Source organism: Micromonospora sp. NPDC048868 (assembly GCF_043198195.1).
GTDB lineage: Bacteria > Actinomycetota > Actinomycetes > Mycobacteriales > Micromonosporaceae > Micromonospora > Micromonospora reichwaldensis.
In genome coordinates this window covers 26,976-46,334 of record NZ_JBICUN010000031.1, presented here as the reverse complement: position 1 = coordinate 46,334, position 19,359 = coordinate 26,976, and the positions used below count along the sequence as shown (strand labels likewise).

Sequence of the window (19,359 nt, the reverse complement as noted above, 5' to 3'; positions counted from 1 at the left end):
AGTTCCGGGTCGAGGCCGCACCGGCCGGCGAAGGCGACCAGGGCCGCCTCCAGCGGGTCGCCGCCGGCGGGCCCCACCCGCCCCCCGGGGGGGGGGGGGGGCCGGGGGGCGGGGGGGGCGGGCCCCCCCGCCCCCCCCCCGCCGCGGCCCCCCCGGGGACCCGCCAATCTCCCGCGCCCCGGCCCCCGCCGGTTGCCCCCCCCGCTCCGGCGCCGCCCCCGCCCCCCCCCCGCGCCCCCCCCCCCCCCGGGGGGGGGGGCGGCCCCCCCCCCCCCCCCCCCCGCTCAGGTGACCGGCAGGCCCTTCGTGCCGGCGCCCTTCACCGACCGGGTCAGGTTGCGGTCGCTGACCCACAGGAAGCACTGCACGCCCCGGTTGCCGTTGCGCCACTCCCGCTCGAACGGGTGGTAGTAGATCGAGCCGGCCCGGTACTGCAGGTCGCCGTTGTCCGGCACCCTCGCGTACTTCGCGATCAGCGTCCGGCACGCCCGGTGCACCTTCCGGGTGTCCCGGCCGAAGTCGTCGTAGCTGGTGTCGGGGGCCTGCCACACGCCGACGAACTCGGCGCGGTGCTTGCTGGTGCAGGCGACCGGCACCATCTCCCGCACCTCGTCGGCCCGCGTCTTCGGGTTGAAGCAGCGGTGGGCGAGCGGGGCGGCACCGGTCAGCGCGCCCTTCAGGCTGCCCGTGCGGGCCTTCGCGGCGGCCTCGTCGAGGCTGGTCTGCTCGCTCAGGTCGCAGCGGAACCAGCGGGCGCCGCCGCCCCATGCCTGCGGCGACGGCAGCACCACGCTCAGCCCGAGCCGGCCCGAGCGCCAGTCGCCGCCGACCACCTCGTTGACCTTCGCGTCGCACTCGGCGCGGGCGGCACGCATGCCGGCCGAGCCGGCCGGCGGGGGCGTGACCCGGTCGGCTCCCGCCCCGGTCAGCGTGCCGACGTGCACGGTCTCCGTGCGGTGCGACACGGCGCAGTCGACGGGGTGGTAGGCGGTGAGGTAGCCGACGTCCTGCACGCCGGCGTGGCAGACCCCGGCGGCGGGCACGAACGCCTGCGGCGCGGCGGGCGCCGGCCAGTCGTCGGTCAGGTCACGGTCGGTGCCGGCCGGGGTGCCGCAACCGGCGAGCGCCAGGGCCGTCATCGCGCCCACCGTGGCCGCCGTCCACCACCGTCGCATCCCGACCTCCCGCCGTTCGTGGGCCGCACTCCGGCGGCGGCCAGCGCGACGGTCCCGCCGGCGCGGAGGCGGCCGGACACGCCACGGTGCGGCAGCATACGGCACCCCCGCTCAGCTCGCGGGCAACCCTTGCGGGCCGGCGCCCCGCATGGAGCGGGTCAGCTTCCGGTCGTCGCTCCACAGGAAACACCGCACGCCCCGGTCGCCCTCCTGCCACTCCCGCTGCGACGGGGGATAGAAGATCGAGCCCGCGCGGTACGGCAGGTCGCTGTTGACGGGCACTTCGGCGAAGGCGGCGATGAGCGCCATGCAGCGCGTGTGCGCCTGCCGGTGGGACCGGCCGAACTCGGCCCAGGTCATGTCCCGCTCCAGGTAGACGCCGACGAACTCGGCGCGGTGCGGCTCGGTGCACAGCACCGGGGCCATGTAGTTCAGGTTGTCGCCGATCAGCTTGGGGTCGAAGCAGCGGTGCAGCAGCGGGGAGTCGCCGATCATCGCGCCGCGCAGGCTGCCCGTGCGGTTCACCGGCCGGGTGTTGTCGATGCTGCCGGTCTCGCTCAGGTCGCAGCGGAACCAGCGGGCGCCCGCGCGCCACGCGGGGGCGGAGGGCAGGGCGATGGTGAGGGTGACGCGGGCGGCGTGCCAGTCGCCGCCGAGCACCTCGCGGGCGCGCTGGTCGCACTCGGCGCGGGCGGGCCGCAGGGCCGCGGATCCCGGTTCGGGCCGGTCGCCGTCGGCGGCCGGCCCGGCGAACCTGCCCACGTGCACGGTCTCGGCCAGGTGGTTGCGGGAGCAGTCCACCGCCTCGTAGGTGCGGGCCTGCACGACGGCGGTGATCCGGGGCAGGCAGGCGTCGGTGGCCGGCACGAACAGCTGCGGCGCCCGCAGCGCCGGCCAGTCGTCGGTGAGGTCGCCGTCGGAGCCGCCCGGTCGTACGCAGCCGGACAGCAGGACCGTCAGCGTGCCGGCCAGCGCCAGCGCCGCGAGCCACCGTCGCATCGTCCGCCCTTTCCGGGAGCTGACGCGTCGACCGCCGCCGGGCACCGCGCGGGCGTGCGGCTCACGTCACCGTCCCTGATGGAGTCTCGCCGCGTTTCCGTCGTCCGGCCAGTCACGGATGGCCCTTCGTCCGGTTTCGCCGAGCCGGGAGGACCAATTCTGCACCACTGGTCACCGTCGGGTCACCGGGTGTCCCGTTGGTGGCGCGCTGCGGGCGGCCGTCGGCCACGTTCGTACACTGGCCCGGTGACCGTACCGCCGTCGATCATCGCGCCCAGCATCCTCGCCGCCGATTTCGCCCGCCTCGCCGAGGAGGTCCGCGCCGTCGAGAACGCCGCGGACTGGCTGCACGTGGATGTCATGGACAACCACTTCGTGCCCAACCTGACCATCGGGCTGCCCGTGGTGCAGAGCCTGCGGGCCGCCACCGAGCTGCCCTTCGACGTGCACCTGATGATCGAGGACCCGCGCCGCTGGGCGCCCGGCTACGCCGACGCCGGGGCGTACAACGTCACCTTCCACGCCGAGGCGTGCGACGATCCGGTGGCCCTGGCCAAGGACCTGCGCTCGGCGGGGGCCAAGGCGGGGCTGGCGATCGACCGGGACACCCCGATCGAGCCGTACCTGGAGCTGCTGCCGAGCTTCGACACGCTGCTGATCATGACCATCAAGGCCGGCTTCGGCGGGCAGCGGTTCATCCCGCAGCTGCTGGACAAGGTGCGCGCGGCCCGCCGGCACGTCGACGCCGGCCACCTCGAACTGCGCATCGAGGTCGACGGTGGCATCGCCGCCGACACCATCGCCCAGGCGGCCGAGGCGGGGGCCGACGCGTTCGTCGCCGGCACCGCCGTCTACGGCGCCGACGACCCCGCCGAGGCCATCCGGAAGCTGCGGGCACTCGCGGAACACGCCGCCCCCGGAGCCTGACGTGGAACCGGCCGGCGACCGTCCGGACGTCATCCTCGTCGTCGACGACGACGAGGACATCGCGCGTTTCGTCGCGTTCAACCTGCGGCTGCACGGCTTCGAGGTGATCCACGCCAGCGACGGGCAGGAGGCGCTCGAGGTGATCGAGCGCCAGCGACCCGACCTGGCGGTGGTCGACCTGATGATGCCGCGCATCGACGGGTTGGAGCTGACCCGGCGGCTGCGCGCCGACCCGATGACCTCCGCCCTGCCGGTGATCATGCTGACCGCCAAGGGCATGACGGTGGACAAGGTGCACGGGCTCAGCGCCGGCGCCGACGACTACCTGGTGAAGCCCTTCGACACCGCCGAACTCGTCGCCCGGGTCAGCTCCACGCTGCGCCGCAACAAGGAGTTCCGCGAGGTCTCGCCGCTGACCGGGCTGCCCGGCAACAGCCGCATCCGCCGGGAGATCTCCGACCGCGTCCGCAGCGGGGTCGACTACGCCGTCGGCTACATCGACATCGACCGGTTCAAGAGCGTCAACGACCGGTACGGCTTCGTCCGCGGCGACGACTTCATCTCGGCCCTGGCCCGCAGCCTGCACCGGGCGGTGGTCTCGGTCGGGCTGCCACCGGCCTTCCTGGGGCACGTCGGCGGGGACGACTTCGTCATCGTCTGCGCCCCGGAGCAGGTCCGGCCGCTCACCTCCCGGGTCTCCGCCGACTTCGAGAAGGCCGCCGACTCGCTCTACGACCCGGTCGACGCCGCGCGCGGCTACGTGGAGCTGAAGGACCGCCGGGGCAACATCCGGCGGGCCGCCCTGGTCACCCTGTCGATCGGCGTGTCCCTCTCCGACTCCGGCAAGCGGTTCACCGACCCGCTGGAGGCGATCGCGGTCGCGTCCGAGATGAAGACGGTGGCCAAGAGCCAACCCGGCTCGTACGTGGCGGTGGACCGCCGGCGCGGGGTTACCTGATTCGTGCGCTGTTGCTGTGAAGTACCACGCCCGGGTGGCGCGACCCCCCGTCCGGCGTGTAACACTTCCCGTGTACCCACCACGCGCTGGCGGGACTCGGTGTAATTCCGAACCGGCGGTGATCCACGGTGTGACCGTGGTAAGCCCGCGACCCGGTCGGCCTCGTGCCGCCCGGTGGACCTGGTGAGAATCCGGGGCCGACGGTTGGGAGCGGGAAAACCCGCCCCCAGACAGTCCGGATGGGAGACAGCGCGCGGGACGGATGGGCCCTGCCCGGCCGCTGAGTTCAGCGTGCCGTGCGCGCCCCCCGGGGCGGCCCCGCCGTACCCGGATCTCCGCCGCCGCACGCTCGCGGCCCCATGCCGTTGCCTCCCCTGCCCGCCCGCGCGTCGACCGGCGAGTGAGAGGGCAGGGCATGGCCGGCGTCTCCGTCGATGAGGCGATGCGTCGCGCGGTGGAACTCGCCGCGCGCGGTCTCGGCACGACCAGCCCCAATCCGGTGGTCGGCTGCGTGCTGCTCGACGCCGACGGGCAGGTGGTCGGCGAGGGGTTCCACGCCTACGCCGGCGGGCCGCACGCCGAGATCGTCGCGCTCGCCCAGGCGGGGGAGCGGGCCCGGGGCGGCACCGCCGTGGTCACCCTGGAACCCTGCGACCACACCGGTCGCACCGGCCCCTGCAGCACCGCGCTGGTGCGCGCCGGAGTCGCCCGGGTCGTCATCGCCGTGCCCGACCCCAACCCCCTCGCCACCGGGGGCGCCGCCACGTTGCGCGCCGCCGGGATCCAGGTCGACACGGGGGTACGCGCGTGCGAGGCGGAGGCCGGCAACGTCGCCTGGCTCACCTCGATGCGCCGGGGCTGGCCGTACGTGATCTGGAAGTTCGCCGCGACGGTGGACGGCCGGTCGGCGGCGGCCGACGGCACCAGCATGTGGATCACCTCCGAGGCCGCCCGGATGGACGTGCACGCGCTGCGCGGCACCGTCGACGCGGTCCTCGCCGGGGTCGGCACGGTCCTCGCCGACGACCCCCGGCTCACCGCCCGCAACCTGCGCGACGGCACGCTCGCCATCCGGCAGCCGCTGCGGGTCGTGGTGGACACCGAGGGTCGTACGCCGGCCGACGCCCGCGTCCGCGACGGCGCGGCGCGCACGTGGATCGCCACCGCGGCGGAGGTCGGCACCGGGCCCGACGGCCGGGTCGACCTGCCGGCGCTGCTCGCCGCGCTGCACGGCCGGGGGATCCGCGCCGCGCTGCTGGAGGGCGGCCCGAAGCTGGCCGGCGCCTTCCTGGCCGCCGGCCTGGTCGACAAGATCGTCGGCTACGTCGCGCCCCGGCTGCTCGGCGCCGGCCCGACCGCCCTGGTCGACGCCGGGGTGAACACCATCGCCGAGGCCATCGACCTGGAGTTCGTCGACGTCACGCAGGTCGGACCCGACCTGCGGATCACCGCGCTGCCCCGGAAGAGGGAGGGCTGACATGTTCACCGGCATCGTCGAGGAGTTGGGTGAGGTCGTCCGGATCACGGAGACGGCGGGTGACTCGGCGCTGGTCGCGGTCCGCGGCCCGCTGGTCACCTCGGACGCCCGGCACGGCGACTCGATCGCGGTCAACGGCGTCTGCCTGACCGTGGTCGACGTCTCCGACGGGACCTTCACCGCGGACGTGATGGGGGAGACGCTGCGCCGCTCCGCGCTGGGCGCGCTGCGGGCCGGCGACCCGGTCAACCTGGAGCGGGCCGCCGCGCTGGGCAGCCGCCTCGGCGGGCACCTCGTGCAGGGGCACGTCGACGGCGTCGGCGAGGTGATCGCCCGCGAGCCGGCCGCGCAGTGGGAGACGGTCCGGTTCCGGCTGCCCGCCGCCCTGGCCCGGTACGTGGTGGAGAAGGGCTCGATCACGGTCGACGGCGTCTCGCTGACCGTCGCCGGCGTCGGCGCGGACTGGTTCGCGGTCGGCCTGATCCCGACCACGCTGAAGCTGACCACCCTCGGCGCCCGGGGCGTCGGCGACCCGGTCAACCTCGAGGTGGACGTGCTCGCCAAGTACGTCGAGCGGCTGCTCGGCGCCCGGCTGGCCGAGCCCGCCGTTGCCGACGCCGGCCCGCCCGGTGGGCTGCCGGTCACGGGTCTGCCGGGCGCCGCCACGACGGGCGGGGCTGCCTGATGGGCCCGCTCGGGTGGCTGCTCCACGCGCAGGTCGACATCGCCGGGTCGCCGGTGCTGGTCCGGGAGATCGTCGGCAACGGGTTCGGGCTGGCGTCGGCGGTTTTCGGCCTGCGCCGGCTGGTCTGGGCCTGGCCGGTCGGCATGATCGGCAACGCGCTGCTGTTCACCGTCTTCCTGGGCGGCGTCTTCGCCACCCCGCAGGCGCACGACCTCTACGGGCAGGCCGGCCGGCAGGTCTTCTTCTTCTCGCTGAGCGTCTACGGCTGGTGGCGCTGGTCACGCAACCGCCGCCACGGCGGCGACGGAGACGGTGCCGCCGTGGCACCCCGCTGGGCCACCGGCCGGGAACGGCTCGGCCTGCTGGCCGCGGCCGGGATCGGCACCGCGGCGGCGTACCCGCTGCTCGCCGCGCTCGGCTCCTGGGGGCCGCTGCCGGACGCCTGGATCCTCACCGGCAGCCTGCTCGCCACGTACGGCATGGCGCGCGGCTGGGTGGACTTCTGGCTGATCTGGATCGCCGTCGACGCGGTCGGCGTGCCGCTGCTGCTGCGCGGCGGGTTCTACCCCTCGGCCGCCATGTACCTCGTCTACGGCGCGTTCTGCGCCTGGGGCCTGGTCGCCTGGTGGCGCACCTCGCGGGCCGCCCGCCCGGCGCCCGCCCCGATCCCGTCGACCTACTCGGAGGCCGTGGCATGAGCGAGCGAAGCGAGCGAATCATCAGGCTCAGTGCGGTGCTGCCTCATGGCGGCACGGAGCGAAGCGGAGTGCCGGCATGAGCACCTTTGGCAGCATCGAGCAGGCGGTGGCGGACATCGCCGCCGGCCGGCCCGTCGTCGTGGTCGACGACGCCGACCGGGAGAACGAGGGCGACCTGATCTTCGCCGCCGAGCTGGCGACACCGGAGCTGCTCGCCTTCATGGTGCGCCACACGTCCGGCTACATCTGCGCGCCGCTGACCGAGAGCGAGTGCGACCGGCTGGACCTGCCGCCGCAGCACCACACCAACCAGGACCGGCGCGGCACCGCCTACACGGTGACCGTGGACGCCCGGGAGGGCGTCAGCACCGGCATCTCCGCCGCCGACCGGGCGCACACCATCCGGCTGCTCGCCGACCCCGGCACCGGCCCGGCCGACCTGGCCCGCCCCGGGCACGTGGTGCCGCTGCGGGCCCGCGAGGGCGGCGTGCTGCGCCGGCCCGGCCACACCGAGGCCGCCGTCGACCTGACCCGGCTGGCCGGGCTGCGCCCCGCCGGCGTGCTCTGCGAGCTGGTCAACGACGACGGCACCATGATGCGGGTGCCGGACCTGGAGAAGTTCTGCGCCGAGCACGCCCTGACCCTGGTCACCATCGCCGACCTGGTCGCGTACCGGCGGCGGACCGAGAAGCAGGTCGAGCGGGTCGCCGACGCCCGGATGCCCACCCGGCACGGCGTGTTCCGGGCCCTGGGCTACCGCAGCGAGCACGACTCGGCCGAGCACGTGGCCCTGGTCACGGGCGAGATCGGCGACGGGCGCGACGTGCTGGTGCGGGTGCACTCCGAGTGCCTCACCGGGGACGTGTTCGGCTCGGTGCGCTGCGACTGCGGCCCGCAGCTCGACGCCGCCCTGGACCGGGTCGCCCGGGAGGGGCGGGGCGTGGTGCTCTACGTACGCGGCCACGAGGGGCGCGGCATCGGCCTGCTGCACAAGCTCCAGGCGTACCAGCTCCAGGACCAGGGCCGGGACACGGTCGACGCCAACCTCGACCTGGGCCTGCCGGCCGACGCCCGCGACTACGGCACCGGCGCACAGATCCTCTACGACATCGGGGTGCGCTCGATGCGGCTGCTCACCAACAACCCGGCCAAGCGCGCCGGGCTGGAGGGCTACGGGCTGACCGTCATCGGCCGCGAGGGGCTGCCGGTGCGCCCGCACCCGGAGAACGTGCGCTACCTGCGCACCAAGCGGGACCGGATGGGGCACCTGCTGGACGAGCTGGACGAGGTGACCGAGGCCCCGATGGGCCGCCCGGTCCTCGGCGACGAGATCGGAGCGTAGGCATGGCGGGTTTCGGTGAACCGGGCGTGACGGCGGTGGACGCCGCCGGGATGACCGTCGGCGTGGTCGCGGCGCGCTGGCACGGCGAGCTGACCGACCACATGCTCGACCGGGCGGTCGCCGCCGCCGAGGCGTGCGGGGCCCGGGCGGTCACCGCCCGGGTGGCCGGCTCGGTCGAGCTGCCCGTGGTGGCCCAGGCCCTCGCGCGGCGCTGCGACGTGGTGGTCGCGCTCGGCGTGGTGATCCGCGGCGCCACCGCCCACTTCGACTACGTCTGCCGCTCGGTCACGGACGGGCTGACCCGGGTGGCGCTGGACGAGGGCAAGCCGGTCGCGCACGGCGTCCTGACCGTCGACACCCTCGCGCAGGCCCGGGACCGGGCCGGGCTGCCCGGCTCGGCGGAGGACAAGGGCTGGTCGGCCACCGTCGCCGCCCTCGACGCCGCCCTGGCCATCCGCGCCCTCGCCAGCAACGGCCACCGGGTCGGCTTCGGCGGCTGACATCCGACCGACCGGGGCCGCGCCGCCGCCGTGCCGCGTTCCCGGTCGGTGAGCGGGGCCTGACCCGGCGCACCGGCGCCGTCGGGGCGGCTGGAAGAATCGCGGCGTGAAGACGTTCGAGGAGTTGTTCGCCGAGCTGCAGGCCAAGGCCGCCGCGGGCACCCCCGGCTCGGGCACGGTCGCCGCGCTCGAGAAGGGCGTGCACTTCATCGGCAAGAAGGTCGTCGAGGAGGCGGCCGAGTCGTGGATGGCCGCCGAGCACGAGGGGCCGGAACGCACCGCCGAGGAGATCTCCCAGCTGCTCTACCAGGTCCAGGTGCTGATGCTGGCCAGCGGCCTCGACCTGAAGGACGTCTACCGACATCTGTGAGTGCGCCCCGTCGTTGATCAGTTTCGATCGAAGGAGCACTCCGTCATGCTGCGTGTCGCCATTCCGAACAAGGGCGCCCTGGCCGAGAAGGCCGCCCAGATGCTGCGCGAGGCGGGCTACCGCCAGCGCACCGACCCGAAGGACCTGGTCTGCCGGGACGAGCCCAACGACGTCGAATTCTTCTACCTGCGCCCGAAGGACATCGCCACCTACGTCGGCTCCGGCGACCTCGACGTCGGGATCACGGGCCGGGACCTGCTGATCGACTCCGGCGCGCCGGCCGAGGAGGTCATCGATCTCGACTTCGGCCGGGCCACCTTCCGCTTCGCCGCCCGCCCGGAGGACGTCGACGACGTGCGGGAGCTGGGCGGGCACCGGATCGCCACCGCGTACCCGGGGCTCGTGGAGCGGCACCTCGCGGAGCTGGGCGTCAAGGCCGAGGTGACCCGCCTCGACGGCGCGGTGGAGAACGCCATCCGGCTGGGCGTCGCCGACGTGGTCGCCGACGTGGTCGAGACCGGCACCACGCTGCGCCAGGCCGGCCTGGTGGTCTTCGGTGAGCCCCTGCTGCGCTCGTCGGCGGTGCTGGTCCGCCGCGCCGACGCCGAGGCCCACCCGCAGGCCGCGCAGCTGCTGCGCCGGCTGCACGGGGTGCTGGTCGCCCGCCGCTACGTGATGCTCGCCTACGACGTGCCGGCCGGCCTGCTCGACCGGGCCAGCTCGCTGACCCCGGGCATCGAGTCGCCGACCGTCTCCCCGCTGCACCGCGAGGGCTGGGTGGCGGTGCAGGCGATGGTGCTCCGCGACGACGTGCACCGGATCATGGACGAGCTGTACGAGCTCGGGGCCCGCGCGATCCTGGTCACCAACATCCACGCCTGCCGGCTGTGAGCCGTTCGCCCACGGCGGCGGGTGCCCCGGCGCCGTCCCCGGTGTCGCGCGCCCTGCCGCCGTGGGTGGCGCTGACCCTGGTCACCCTCGCCGGCGTCGCCTCGGCGGCCCAGGGCGCGGCCAACGCCGAGCTGGGCGAGCGGGCCGGCAACGCGACCCTGGGCGCGGTGGTCAACAACCTCGGCGGGGCGCTGCTGGTCGGCCTCGGGGTCCTGGCGCTGCCCTCGGCGCGCACCGGCCTGGCCGCGCTGCGCCGGGCCCGGCTGCCCTGGTGGACGTACCTGGGCGGGCTCGGCGGCGCGGGCATCGTGCTGGCCGGCGCGTACATCGTGCCCGTGCTCGGGGTGGCGGTCTTCACCATCGCCCAGGTCGCCGGCGGCAGCCTCGGCGGGTTGGCCGTCGACCGGGCCGGGCTGGCGCCGGTGGGGCGGCTGGCGCTCACCCCGCCCCGGGTGGCCGGCGCGCTGCTCGGCGTGACCGCCGTGACGCTGGCCCAGCTCGGCCAGCCCGTCGGCGACCTCGCCCTCGGCCTGGTCCTGCTCGCCGTGGCCGGCGGGCTCGGTGTCGCGCTCCAGTCCGCGCTGAACGCGCGGGTCTCCGCCGCCAGCTCGGCCGCCGCCGGAATGGTGGTCAACTTCGCCACGGCCACGCCCGTCGTGCTGCTGGTCGCGGCGCTGGCCGGCGCCCTCACCGGGCCGGGCCCGACCTGGCCGGACGACTGGTACCTCTACACCGGCGGCCTGCTCGGCGTCGTCATCGTGGCCGCCCTGCTGGTCGGCGTCCCGGCGGTCGGCGTGCTGCGCACCGGGCTCGCCCTGGTCGCCGGCCAGTTGGGCGGCGCCCTGCTGCTGGACGCGCTGCTGCCGGGCGGCCCCGGCCTGCGGCTGCCGGTGCTGGCCGGCGCGCTGCTCACCCTGGCGGCCGCCCTGGTCGCCGGCCGAGGCGCCGGCCGGCGGGGTCCGCGCGACGCCGTGCCGCCGACCGCCGCCGGTCCGGGGGCCCCCGCCGCGACCGCCGGATCAGCGACGCCGGGGTAGGCGCCGACGATCCGGCGGTACGCGGGAGGGGCCCGTCGGTCAGTTCGTCCGCTCGGAGAGCCCGTGCCGTCGCTCGTACGTCCGGATCGCCGCGTCCCACGCCTCGGTGTACTCCGACGGCCCCATGCCGAGGTCGCCGTGCCCCCGCACGGCCTCCCGCAGCAGCTGCACCAGGTCCGGCACCGTCCCCCGGCGCTCCTCCACGTACCGGCGGAAGACCTCCGCGAACTGTTCACCGGTCAGCCGGGCCGCGTGCGCGGTGACCGGATCGTCCTTCAGGCTCTGCAGCACGGCGCACCACCGGCGGGTCAGCTCGTCGGCCTGCTGGGCCCTGATCTTCTCCAGCTCGTGGTCGCACTCGAGCTTGATCCGCTGCTCCCAGTACGGCCGCAGCCGCTCCCGCACCCGCTCGTCCGGGCTGACCCGCACCTGCACCCAGAAGTAGGGCTGGGCACCCTCCCGGGGCCAGCGCTGACCGGCCAGCCGGTCGTTGAGCGCCCGCTCCAGGTCGTGCGAGCGGTGCGGCTCGTACTGGCGGGCCAGATCCACCGCCCGCTCCCGGACGATGCCACCCGCCCAGGCGAGATACCGCTCGGCCCGCAGCCGCAGCGCCTCGTAGGGCATGTTCTGCGCGGTCCAGTTGTAGACGACGTGCAGCCGGAAGTCGAAGGCGTCGCCCCTGGCCGGGACCAGGATCGGCTGCGGCACGTCGTGGCGGAACGTCACGGTGTCGGGGACCGGGGGCGCCGGTGGCCCGGCGGGAGGGACCGGTTCGACCGGCGGGAAGAAGGCGTGCCACCAGCGGCGGCGCTCCGGCTGGGGCGGTACGAACGCTGCCGTGGGGGGTGGCCCGGTGGGGTGAGTCGTCATGACAGGTCCTCGTCGATGAGTGCGTGTACGGCGTCGAGCAGGTCGTTGCGCGGCATGATGGGCCGCCAGACGTGGCGGACCTGGTGGTCGAGGCGGTGTCGCAGCGGCGGCCGACCGGCGATCACGTGCCGGAGCAGGGCCACGCAGTGGGCGGCGACCTCGGGATTGCCGTCCGCCCGGTTCAGCCAGAAGCCGAGCGTCCGCCACGAGCGGTAGGCCGTCTGCGGCATGCCCAGCGCCACGGCCCAGAGCGCGGCCACGTCGCCCGGGCTGACGATCCGCCGCCGGACGAGGTCCAGCAGCTCCGGCCAGTGCTCCCTGGGCGGCTCGGCCCAGCGGTCGGCGAGGACGCGCAGCGTCCGCGCCGCGTGCAGCCGCACCTCCGGGTCGTCGGACGCGGTCCAGTCGACCAGCTCCGGCACGAGCGTGGCCGCGTGGCCGTCCCGGTAGACCTCGACCAGGCCCCGGACCACGGAGTTGTTCCGCCGCTGCATGCGGGCCTGCGCCACCAGGCGCAACTGCACGAGGGCGGCGTCGGGCCAGAGGCGGGCCAGTCCGAGCCCGTACGCCCGCGCGACGGTGTCCCGCAGGTGCGCCGCCGGCCCGGCGGCCCACTGGTCGAGTTCGGTCCGTACGCGCTGGCGCAGGCCGGGTTGCATCGCCATGGCGACCAGCACGATGGCGGCGGCCTGCCGGACGCCCGCCCGCCGTTCCCGGGCCAGGTCGCCGACCGTCTCCAGGGCTGCCCGCACGTCCCGCCCGGCCGACCAGCCGATGGCGCCCGCGGCGGCCTGCCGGATCCCCGGCACGTCGGAGCGGACCAGGTCCGCCAGCCAGCCGAGCAGCTGCCCGGGCAGCCACCAGTCCGTCCAGGCGACCTCGAGCAACGTCGAACGGAGCTGCTCGCTGCCGGCGCCGAACTCGATCCGCCGGCCCCCCGCGGCGCCTTCGTCGCCGACCACGACGACGGCCTGGCGCAGCGTCGACCCCAGGAGCGTGTCCAGTTCGGGGCCGCGCAGCCGGGGTCCGACGGAGGCGGTCCCGGTGAGGTCGGTCCCGGTGAGGTCGGTTCCGGCCAACCGTCGGGCCGCCTGGTCGATCTCCGCCACCGGCTGCCCGGCCAGTACGGCGCAGGTCAGCCGGAAGGCGCGGGCCCGGTCGGCCGCCCAGGCGTCGACCCCGTCCGGGCCGTCGGGTCGGCCGGCGTCGAGGATCTGCGCCGCGCGCTCCCGTAGCTGGCGGGGGAGCAGCTGCTCCAACCGCTCGGTCAGGGCGGGGCCGTGCGGAACCGTCCGGGCGATCAGCTCCACGACGGGCACCACCTCGCCCGGACGGGGCTCGCCGGCGAGGTAGGCCGAGAGCAGCGGATGGGTGACGCACTCGTCGTCGACGTACCGCTCCACGCAGGTGCCGTCGCATCCGTCCGGGCACCAGCCGACGCACAGCCCGGCCAACTGCTGGCGCAGCCGCGCCCGGAACACCTCCACCGCCGGCGGCACCCGATGCTCCACGACGTGCCCGGCGAGGTCCTGACCGCGCCGGGAGAAGTCCCCGACCAGGATCAGCGTCATGCCGGTCGCCTCGGCCCGTGCCGCGAGCGCCACGAGGGTGAACCCGTCGACGGCGTTCGCCGCGCTGTCCGCGAGCCGGAGCACGTACCCGCGTCCGGCGGGCAACCGTTCGCTCGACCCGAGCAGGTCGGCGGGCTGTTCCGCGCCGAGGACGCAGGCGCGGTCGAGCCCGTGCCGGCGGGCGGTGGCGAGGACGGCGGAGGTGAACCGGCCGCTGGCGGACGGGCCGGACAGGCACACCAGGTGGCGGCGCTTGAGGTGACGGTCGAGCTGCTGGTCGCTGGACGTCGGCGCGTACCCCTGCGCCAGTTCCCCGACCTCGTTCCCGCTCAGGCTCTCGTACCAGATCCGCCCCGTGCCGTCGGCTCCCGCAGTGGTCACGTTGACGGTGCCGATCGCGACGGCGCCGTGCCCGGTGGCGTTCTGGCCCCGTACCCGTACGTCGCCCAGGCCGATCGTGGCGCCGCCGAGCAGGTCGGCCAGTCCGCGGATGACGTCCGCCGAGTCGAGCGGCTCCTCCGGCTCGTCCGCCTCGCCGCCCTCCGACGACCCGGTCCCCGTCGCCGGGTCCGCCGGGTCCGTCCGCCCGTCCGGTGGGTCCTGGTCCGGGCCCGCCGCCGGGCCTTCCGTGGGACGGTCGTACCCGTCGTCACCGGGGGCGTCCCGGGGCCCGTCCGGGTCGGCGTCGTCGCCGACGACGACGGGCGGGTACGGGAAGTGGGGTGCGGTCACCGTGCCCGGCCCTCCCGTCCGCCACCGAAGGTCAGGTCGCGCCCGACGGAACCGATCGCCGTGGCGCCGTGCCCGATCGCGTTCTGGCCGTCGACCCGGATGTCACCCGTGCGGATGTCGCCCGCGCCCGGCGGCGTCCGGGTCGCCGGGGACTCCGGCGGCCCCCCACCCGGGGCTCCGCCTCCCGGAGCGGGCGGCGTCGTGGAGACGGGCGCCGGGGAAGGCGTACCGGCGTCCTCCGCCGCCGGCAGGGCGGACATGTCCTCGTCCACGACGCAGAACCAGGCGTCCTCCCGGAACCCCTTGTCCGGGTGGGTCACCTCGACCCGCCGGAACCGCTCGGGGCGCATCTCCTCCGGGTACTCGGTGACGACGTCGCGGTAGATCTCCGCCGACACGACCAGCGCCACCCCGGCGTCGGGAAAGGCCGCCAGGGCCTGCTTCACGGGTGCCGCCTCGCACAGCCGGCAGACGAGGACGACGGCGTTGCCGGGGAAGCCGTTGGCCCCGTCCAGGTGGACGAGTCCCTGGTGGACGGCGACCCGCAGGCGGATCCGGGCGGCCGGCACCCGGCTGCTGTTGTAGCTGCGCAGCCGCCTGTTCAGCTCCGGTACGAAGCGGCCGATGACGCGGGACTCGGCCACGTCGCGGGGGAGGATCGCCAGCTCGCCGTCGCCGGCCTGCTGCGTCGTCCAGGCGACCCGGTCCAGGCCGACGTCGCCGGCCGCCTCGTGCAGCAGCTCCCGGAAGTGCTTCTGCGCCTCGTACTGCTGGAGGTTGGTGCGCCGGCTGTACCGCTCCATGTCCACGGAGATCAACAGTCGTCGCTCGGGATGTCGCATCGTCGTGCCGCCCTTCGTCGCCCGACCCGCCCCACAGGCGGGCACCGCAGGGGACATCGAACCGGGGCGGGCCCGGCGGAACCCCGTAGAAGTACGGCATCGCCCGGAACTGTCGGTGGGGCGTCATCCCGTCCTGTTCGGGGGTCCGGCACGCGGTGGGCCGGTGTCCTGGTCGCATGAGGATCGGGCTGATGGAGCTGCTGCTCGCGGTCGGCTGGCCGCCGGGCGTCCTGCTGGCGTGGGTGATCGTCCAGCTCGCCGTCGCCGCCGCCCTGCGCCTGCGGGCGTCGCGCTACGCGCAGGGCCGGCTACGCTTCGACGGCTGTCGCTGGCCGAGGAGGATGAGAGCGCTGATGCGACGACCAGCCGAACTGTCCGACGTCACCTGGCCGTACGGCACGTTCCTGCAACGGCTCGGTCCCCCGGTTCGTGCCGCCCTGCTGGAGCTGGGGGTGCGCCGGCGCGTCCCGCCCGGACAGATCGTCATCCACGAGGGCGTACGGGAGTCGCACCTGGTGCTGCTCGAGGAGGGGCTGACGAAGGTCACCGCGACCCTTCCGGACGGGCGGGCGGCACTGCTGGCCCTGCGCGTCGGCGGCGACCTCGTCGGCGAGATGTCGGCGCTCAACGACCGGCCCCGCTCGGCGAGCGTCACCACCTGCGGGCCGGCGACGTACCGGGTCATCCAGCCCGACCGGTTCAAGATGTTCCTCAAGGAGCACCCGGACGCCGCGCTGGAGCTGGCGGCGATGGTGTCGGACCGGCTGCGCTGGTCCAACCGGCGGCGCATCGACTTCACCTCCTATCCGGTGAAGATCAGGGTCGCCCGGGTCGTCGCCGAGCTCTGCCGCACCCACGGCCGCCAGGTTCGCGACGGCGTCGTCATCGACGTGCGGCTCACCCAGCCCGAACTCGCCAGCATCTGCGGCGCCGCCGAGACCTCCATCCAGAAGGCCCTGCGTGAACTGCGCACGGAGGGCCTGGTCGACACGGACTACCGCCGGATCACCGTCCGCGATCTGCCCCGGCTGCGGCGGATGGGCGAGCTCGAGGCCGGGGAGGACTGACGGGGCGCCGGGCGGGGGCGGAGCGTGTGGCGGCGCGGGAACGGCCGGGACCGGGTGGCAGACTGGTGGGGTGAGCGAAATCGAGTCCGTCCACCTGCGCCCGCGCCGCATCCGAGTGGTCTGCTGGGCCTGCGCGGCCGTGCTGTTCGTGGTGTTCAGCCTGCTGGCCACCTCGCTGAGCGGCGCGACGGGCAACGGCTACGGCAGCTTCCAGCGGGGCGACCAGATCGCGATGGTCGGGCTCGGCGTCCTCGGTGCGCTCGCCGTCCTGATCTTCACCCGTCCCCGGGTCGACGCGAACGCGTCGGGGGTGCGCGTGCGCAACCTCGTCGGCTCGTACGAGCTGCCGTGGGAGGTCGTCCGGGGGGTCCGCTTCGACCGGGGCGCGCCCTGGGCCAGCCTGGAGCTGCACGACGACGACCTGCTGCCGATGGTCGCCCTCCAGGCCGCCGACAAGGAGCGGGCCGTCGAGGGGGTCCGCGCCCTGCGCCGGCTGCACCAGGCGCACCAGGCCCGGCTCACCGAGGGCGCCGCCGGCCGCTGACCCGGGTGCCCGGTTGGGTGGGTGTCCGGGCGGGGGTGTAGTGTTAGCAAGTCGACCAGGCTGTCTTCGTGTGTGCGCATCGCGCCCATGCGTGCAGCCTTGAAAGAGGAGCGCCTGCTCCCACCCGAGTCGCCACCACGGTGGCCGGGTCCGGTCACCGGTTCCGGGCACGCCCCGGCACCGGATGCGCGATCATGTGATCGTGCCGACCGGTCGAGCGGGCCCTGGCATGCGCCGGGGCCTTCTGCTTTCCGGGTCGGCTCCCACCCGGGAGCCGCGAGGGTCGGCCACGTAGAGATTCCGACTCGAGGAGGCCCCATCAGCGTCGAACCACGCGTGAACGAGCAGATCCGGGCACGTGAGGTCCGACTGGTCGGCCCCGAGGGTGAGCAGGTGGGCATCGTCCCGCTGGAGCGCGCCCTTCAGCTGGCCGCGGACGTCGACCTGGACCTGGTCGAGGTTGCGCCGATGGCGCGCCCGCCGGTGTGCAAGCTCATGGACTTCGGCAAGTTCAAGTACGAGAGCGCACTGAAGGCGCGCGAAGCGCGGCGTAACCAGCAGCAGACCGTCATCAAGGAGATGAAGCTCCGCCCGAAGATCGACCCGCACGACTACGAGACCAAGAAGGGTCACGTGGTGCGGTTCCTCAAGGCGGGCGACAAGGTCAAGGTGACGATCATGTTCCGCGGTCGCGAGCAGAGCCGCCCGGAGCTGGGTTACCGGCTCCTGCGCCGGCTCGAGTCGGAGATCTCGGAGCTGGGGTACGTCGAGGCCGCTCCGAAGCAGGACGGTCGAAACATGATCATGGTGCTCGCGCCGCACCGCGCCACCAAGGCCGCCGCGGTCGCCGCCACGGCCACCCGGGGCGGGCCGCGGGAGCGGGACGCCGAGGGCGCCCCGGCCGGCGAGCCCGCAGCGGCCGGTGACACCGGCACCGTCGCCGACAACAGCGGCGAGTAACAGGGGAGAGACGTTCCACATGCCGAAGATGAAGAGCCACACGGGGATGGGCAAGCGGGTCAAGGTGACCGGCAAGGGCAAGATCGTTGCCCAGCAGGCCGGCCTCCGGCACAACCTGGAGAAGAAGCCCTCCACCCAGACCCGTCGGCTGACCGGCACCGTGGTGCTGGCCAAGGCCGATGTCAAGCGCATCAAGAAGCTGCTCGGCCGCTGACGCGCGCCACCTTACGTAATTAGGAGTTGAGATGGCACGCGTCAAGCGGGCTGTGAACGCCCAGAAGAAGCGTCGTACCCTGCTGGAGACCGCGAGCGGCTACCGCGGTCAGCGCTCCCGCCTCTACCGCAAGGCCAAGGAGCAGGTGCTGCACTCGATGCAGTACGCCTACCGGGACCGTCGCGACCGCAAGGGCGACTTCCGGCAGCTCTGGATCCAGCGGATCAACGCGGGCGCCCGCGCCAACGGGATGACCTACAACCGCCTGATCCAGGGCCTGCGCCTGGCCGGCATCGAGGTCGACCGCAAGATCCTGGCCGACCTGGCCGTCAACGACGCCGCCGCCTTCGCGGCGATCGTCGAGCTGGCCCGGGCCGCGGTCGCGGCCGAGGGCACCGGCGGCGCGGCGGCCCAGGCCGCCTGATCCCCGCGCACCAGCAGATCGAGGCGTCTCCCATGCAGTCACCATCGCGCGGGAGACGCCTCGACGCTGTCTCCGGCCCCTTCACCCCGCGTACCCCCAGGGTGGTCGCCGCCCGCCGGTTGCAGCGCCGCCGGGACCGCGAGGCCGCCGGCCGCTTCCTGGCCGAGGGGCCGCAGGCGGTCCGCGAGGCCCTGGCCCGCCCGGGCGTGGTCACCGAACTCTTCGGTACGCCCGCCGCCCTGGACCGGCACGCCGACCTGGCCGCCGTCGCGGCCCGTGCCGACGTGCCCGTCTCCGAGGCGACCGACGAGGCGCTCGCCGCGCTGGCCGAGACCGTCGCCCCGCAGGGCCTCGTCGCCGTCTGCCGCCACCTCGACGTGCCGCTGGAGCGGGCCCTGGCCGACGGGCCCCGCCTGGTGGCCGTGCTCGCCGGGATCCGCGACCCGGGCAACGCCGGCACCGTGCTGCGCACCGCCGACGCCGCGGGCGCGGGTGTGGTGGTCTTCGCCGGCGAGGCCGTCGACCCGTACAACGGCAAGTGCGTGCGGGCCTCGGCCGGCAGCCTCTTCCACGTCGACGTGGTCCGCGCGCCCGACCCGGTGGACGTCGTCGCGGCGCTGCGCGCCGCCGGGCTCACCGTGCTCGCCACCACCGGCTACGGCGAGGACGACCTCGACGACCTCGCCGACGACGGGCGGCTCGCCGCCCCCACGGCCTGGCTCTTCGGCGCGGAGGCGCACGGCCTGCCCGAGGCGCTCACCGCCGCCGCCGACGCCCGGGTCCGGGTGCCCCTGCACGGGCGCGCCGAGAGCCTGAACCTGGCTGCGGCCGCCGCCGTCTGCCTGTACGCTTCGGCGAGAGCACAGCGGCGGTCGTGACCCGGCCGTCGAGACAGATCGCAGGGGAGACCGTCCGCCCATGAACGCGCCACGGCGTTCGTTTAGCCAGCCCGCCGGTGTCGGCGGGCGGCGGGCCTGACCTGCTCCCCGCACAACTCCCACCGGCGGGCTGCGGCACAGCCGCGCGTCCGTAGACTCGCTTCGCCGCCCGTGAGGGCTGGCGCCGCCGTGAGGGAG

21 protein-coding genes are annotated in these 19,359 nt (G+C 74.9%); 16 read left to right on the top strand and 5 right to left on the bottom strand.

Annotation, left to right across the window (positions count from 1 at the left end):
- Window positions 1-284: 284 nt before the first annotated feature.
- Together ACGFNF_RS29670 and ACGFNF_RS29665 are read right to left on the bottom strand one after the other, a co-directional pair.
- A complete protein-coding gene (locus ACGFNF_RS29670; protein ID WP_357579342.1) occupies window positions 285-1,175 on the bottom strand; it encodes a septum formation family protein in 891 nt (296 codons plus the stop codon).
- 111 nt (window positions 1,176-1,286) lie between these two features.
- Window positions 1,287-2,174, bottom strand: coding sequence for a septum formation family protein (locus tag ACGFNF_RS29665; protein ID WP_357579343.1), 888 nt, complete (start codon window positions 2,172-2,174; stop codon window positions 1,287-1,289).
- Between the two features lie 246 nt (window positions 2,175-2,420).
- Here ACGFNF_RS29665 and rpe point away from each other — a divergent pair, with 246 nt between their 5' ends.
- The 10 genes from rpe (at window position 2,421) to ACGFNF_RS29615 (ending at window position 11,059) form a co-directional block, all read left to right on the top strand.
- On the top strand, window positions 2,421-3,101 hold the full coding sequence (gene rpe, locus ACGFNF_RS29660; protein ID WP_393172188.1) for a ribulose-phosphate 3-epimerase: 681 nt from the start codon (window positions 2,421-2,423) through the stop codon (window positions 3,099-3,101).
- 1 nt (window position 3,102) lies between these two features.
- Window positions 3,103-4,059 carry a response regulator gene (locus ACGFNF_RS29655; protein ID WP_121395205.1) on the top strand — a complete coding sequence of 319 codons (957 nt, stop codon included), beginning with the start codon at window positions 3,103-3,105 and terminating at the stop codon, window positions 4,057-4,059.
- 415 nt (window positions 4,060-4,474) lie between these two features.
- Window positions 4,475-5,536, top strand: coding sequence for a bifunctional diaminohydroxyphosphoribosylaminopyrimidine deaminase/5-amino-6-(5-phosphoribosylamino)uracil reductase RibD (gene ribD, locus ACGFNF_RS29650; RefSeq protein ID WP_357579345.1), 1,062 nt, complete (start codon window positions 4,475-4,477; stop codon window positions 5,534-5,536).
- 1 nt (window position 5,537) lies between these two features.
- Window positions 5,538-6,221 carry a riboflavin synthase gene (locus ACGFNF_RS29645; protein WP_393172186.1) on the top strand — a complete coding sequence of 228 codons (684 nt, stop codon included), beginning with the start codon at window positions 5,538-5,540 and terminating at the stop codon, window positions 6,219-6,221.
- Window positions 6,221-6,919, top strand: a complete 699-nt coding sequence (gene pnuC, locus ACGFNF_RS29640) for a nicotinamide riboside transporter PnuC (protein ID WP_393172184.1) — start codon at window positions 6,221-6,223, stop codon at window positions 6,917-6,919. The genes ACGFNF_RS29645 and pnuC overlap by 1 nt, the downstream gene beginning before the upstream one ends.
- Window positions 6,920-6,995: 76 nt before the next feature.
- Window positions 6,996-8,261 carry a bifunctional 3,4-dihydroxy-2-butanone-4-phosphate synthase/GTP cyclohydrolase II gene (locus ACGFNF_RS29635; protein ID WP_393172182.1) on the top strand — a complete coding sequence of 422 codons (1,266 nt, stop codon included), beginning with the start codon at window positions 6,996-6,998 and terminating at the stop codon, window positions 8,259-8,261.
- A gap of 2 nt (window positions 8,262-8,263) precedes the next feature.
- Window positions 8,264-8,761 carry a 6,7-dimethyl-8-ribityllumazine synthase gene (gene ribH, locus ACGFNF_RS29630; RefSeq protein WP_393172180.1) on the top strand — a complete coding sequence of 166 codons (498 nt, stop codon included), beginning with the start codon at window positions 8,264-8,266 and terminating at the stop codon, window positions 8,759-8,761.
- Between the two features lie 106 nt (window positions 8,762-8,867).
- Window positions 8,868-9,131: a phosphoribosyl-ATP diphosphatase gene (locus tag ACGFNF_RS29625; RefSeq protein WP_088947482.1), complete on the top strand. Its 264-nt coding sequence runs from the start codon at window positions 8,868-8,870 to the stop codon at window positions 9,129-9,131.
- A gap of 45 nt (window positions 9,132-9,176) precedes the next feature.
- Window positions 9,177-10,022, top strand: coding sequence for an ATP phosphoribosyltransferase (gene hisG / locus ACGFNF_RS29620; RefSeq protein WP_357579111.1), 846 nt, complete (start codon window positions 9,177-9,179; stop codon window positions 10,020-10,022).
- Entirely contained in the window at window positions 10,019-11,059 is a 1,041-nt protein-coding gene (locus ACGFNF_RS29615; protein WP_393172177.1) for a DMT family transporter, read from the top strand. The genes hisG and ACGFNF_RS29615 overlap by 4 nt, the downstream gene beginning before the upstream one ends.
- Before the next feature lie 39 nt (window positions 11,060-11,098).
- Here the strand turns inward: ACGFNF_RS29615 and ACGFNF_RS29610 are convergent, their stop codons facing one another.
- Genes ACGFNF_RS29610 through ACGFNF_RS29600 form a run of 3 tightly spaced genes read right to left on the bottom strand, consistent with a single transcriptional unit; the run spans window position 11,099 to window position 15,074 of the window.
- Window positions 11,099-11,929: a hypothetical protein gene (locus tag ACGFNF_RS29610; RefSeq protein WP_393172175.1), complete on the bottom strand. Its 831-nt coding sequence runs from the start codon at window positions 11,927-11,929 to the stop codon at window positions 11,099-11,101.
- Window positions 11,926-14,232, bottom strand: coding sequence for a hypothetical protein (locus tag ACGFNF_RS29605; protein ID WP_393172173.1), 2,307 nt, complete (start codon window positions 14,230-14,232; stop codon window positions 11,926-11,928). Before ACGFNF_RS29605 ends, ACGFNF_RS29610 begins: the two co-directional genes overlap by 4 nt.
- Window positions 14,229-15,074 (bottom strand): hypothetical protein, encoded by an 846-nt coding sequence (locus tag ACGFNF_RS29600; protein ID WP_393172171.1) that lies wholly within the window; start codon window positions 15,072-15,074, stop codon window positions 14,229-14,231. Before ACGFNF_RS29600 ends, ACGFNF_RS29605 begins: the two co-directional genes overlap by 4 nt.
- Window positions 15,075-15,250: 176 nt before the next feature.
- On the opposite strand from ACGFNF_RS29600, the gene ACGFNF_RS29595 reads away from it, so the two are divergent.
- The 6 genes from ACGFNF_RS29595 to ACGFNF_RS29570 all read left to right on the top strand — a co-directional run bounded on the left by ACGFNF_RS29595 (window position 15,251) and on the right by ACGFNF_RS29570 (window position 19,161).
- Complete coding sequence (locus tag ACGFNF_RS29595) at window positions 15,251-16,141, top strand: Crp/Fnr family transcriptional regulator (protein ID WP_225852129.1); 891 nt, start codon at window positions 15,251-15,253, stop codon at window positions 16,139-16,141.
- A gap of 70 nt (window positions 16,142-16,211) precedes the next feature.
- Entirely contained in the window at window positions 16,212-16,685 is a 474-nt protein-coding gene (locus ACGFNF_RS29590; RefSeq protein ID WP_132240188.1) for a PH domain-containing protein, read from the top strand.
- A 336-nt stretch (window positions 16,686-17,021) separates the two neighbouring features.
- Window positions 17,022-17,645, top strand: coding sequence for a translation initiation factor IF-3 (gene infC, locus ACGFNF_RS29585; protein WP_089000940.1), 624 nt, complete (start codon window positions 17,022-17,024; stop codon window positions 17,643-17,645).
- 19 nt (window positions 17,646-17,664) lie between these two features.
- The gene (gene rpmI / locus ACGFNF_RS29580; RefSeq protein ID WP_007458415.1) at window positions 17,665-17,859 is read left to right on the top strand and encodes a 50S ribosomal protein L35; all 195 of its coding nucleotides are present in this window, start codon (window positions 17,665-17,667) and stop codon (window positions 17,857-17,859) included.
- 31 nt (window positions 17,860-17,890) lie between these two features.
- The gene (gene rplT / locus ACGFNF_RS29575) at window positions 17,891-18,283 is read left to right on the top strand and encodes a 50S ribosomal protein L20 (RefSeq protein WP_030335718.1); all 393 of its coding nucleotides are present in this window, start codon (window positions 17,891-17,893) and stop codon (window positions 18,281-18,283) included.
- A gap of 32 nt (window positions 18,284-18,315) precedes the next feature.
- On the top strand, window positions 18,316-19,161 hold the full coding sequence (locus ACGFNF_RS29570; protein WP_357579117.1) for an RNA methyltransferase: 846 nt from the start codon (window positions 18,316-18,318) through the stop codon (window positions 19,159-19,161).
- Window positions 19,162-19,359: the final 198 nt, after the last annotated feature.

What these genes read in the sequence shown, in the direction of transcription:
- ACGFNF_RS29670 (WP_357579342.1), bottom strand. Translation starts at nt 1,175, where the DNA reads ATGCGACGGTGGTGGACGGCGGCCACGGTGGGCGCGATGACGGCCCTG.
- ACGFNF_RS29665 (WP_357579343.1), bottom strand. Translation starts at nt 2,174, where the DNA reads ATGCGACGGTGGCTCGCGGCGCTGGCGCTGGCCGGCACGCTGACGGTC.
- ribD (WP_357579345.1), top strand. Translation starts at nt 4,475, where the DNA reads ATGGCCGGCGTCTCCGTCGATGAGGCGATGCGTCGCGCGGTGGAACTC.
- ACGFNF_RS29645 (WP_393172186.1), top strand. Translation starts at nt 5,538, where the DNA reads ATGTTCACCGGCATCGTCGAGGAGTTGGGTGAGGTCGTCCGGATCACG.
- pnuC (WP_393172184.1), top strand. Translation starts at nt 6,221, where the DNA reads ATGGGCCCGCTCGGGTGGCTGCTCCACGCGCAGGTCGACATCGCCGGG.
- ACGFNF_RS29635 (WP_393172182.1), top strand. Translation starts at nt 6,996, where the DNA reads ATGAGCACCTTTGGCAGCATCGAGCAGGCGGTGGCGGACATCGCCGCC.
- ribH (WP_393172180.1), top strand. Translation starts at nt 8,264, where the DNA reads ATGGCGGGTTTCGGTGAACCGGGCGTGACGGCGGTGGACGCCGCCGGG.
- hisG (WP_357579111.1), top strand. Translation starts at nt 9,177, where the DNA reads ATGCTGCGTGTCGCCATTCCGAACAAGGGCGCCCTGGCCGAGAAGGCC.
- ACGFNF_RS29610 (WP_393172175.1), bottom strand. Translation starts at nt 11,929, where the DNA reads ATGACGACTCACCCCACCGGGCCACCCCCCACGGCAGCGTTCGTACCG.
- ACGFNF_RS29600 (WP_393172171.1), bottom strand. Translation starts at nt 15,074, where the DNA reads ATGCGACATCCCGAGCGACGACTGTTGATCTCCGTGGACATGGAGCGG.
- ACGFNF_RS29595 (WP_225852129.1), top strand. Translation starts at nt 15,251, where the DNA reads ATGAGGATCGGGCTGATGGAGCTGCTGCTCGCGGTCGGCTGGCCGCCG.
- rpmI (WP_007458415.1), top strand. Translation starts at nt 17,665, where the DNA reads ATGCCGAAGATGAAGAGCCACACGGGGATGGGCAAGCGGGTCAAGGTG.
- rplT (WP_030335718.1), top strand. Translation starts at nt 17,891, where the DNA reads ATGGCACGCGTCAAGCGGGCTGTGAACGCCCAGAAGAAGCGTCGTACC.
- ACGFNF_RS29570 (WP_357579117.1), top strand. Translation starts at nt 18,316, where the DNA reads ATGCAGTCACCATCGCGCGGGAGACGCCTCGACGCTGTCTCCGGCCCC.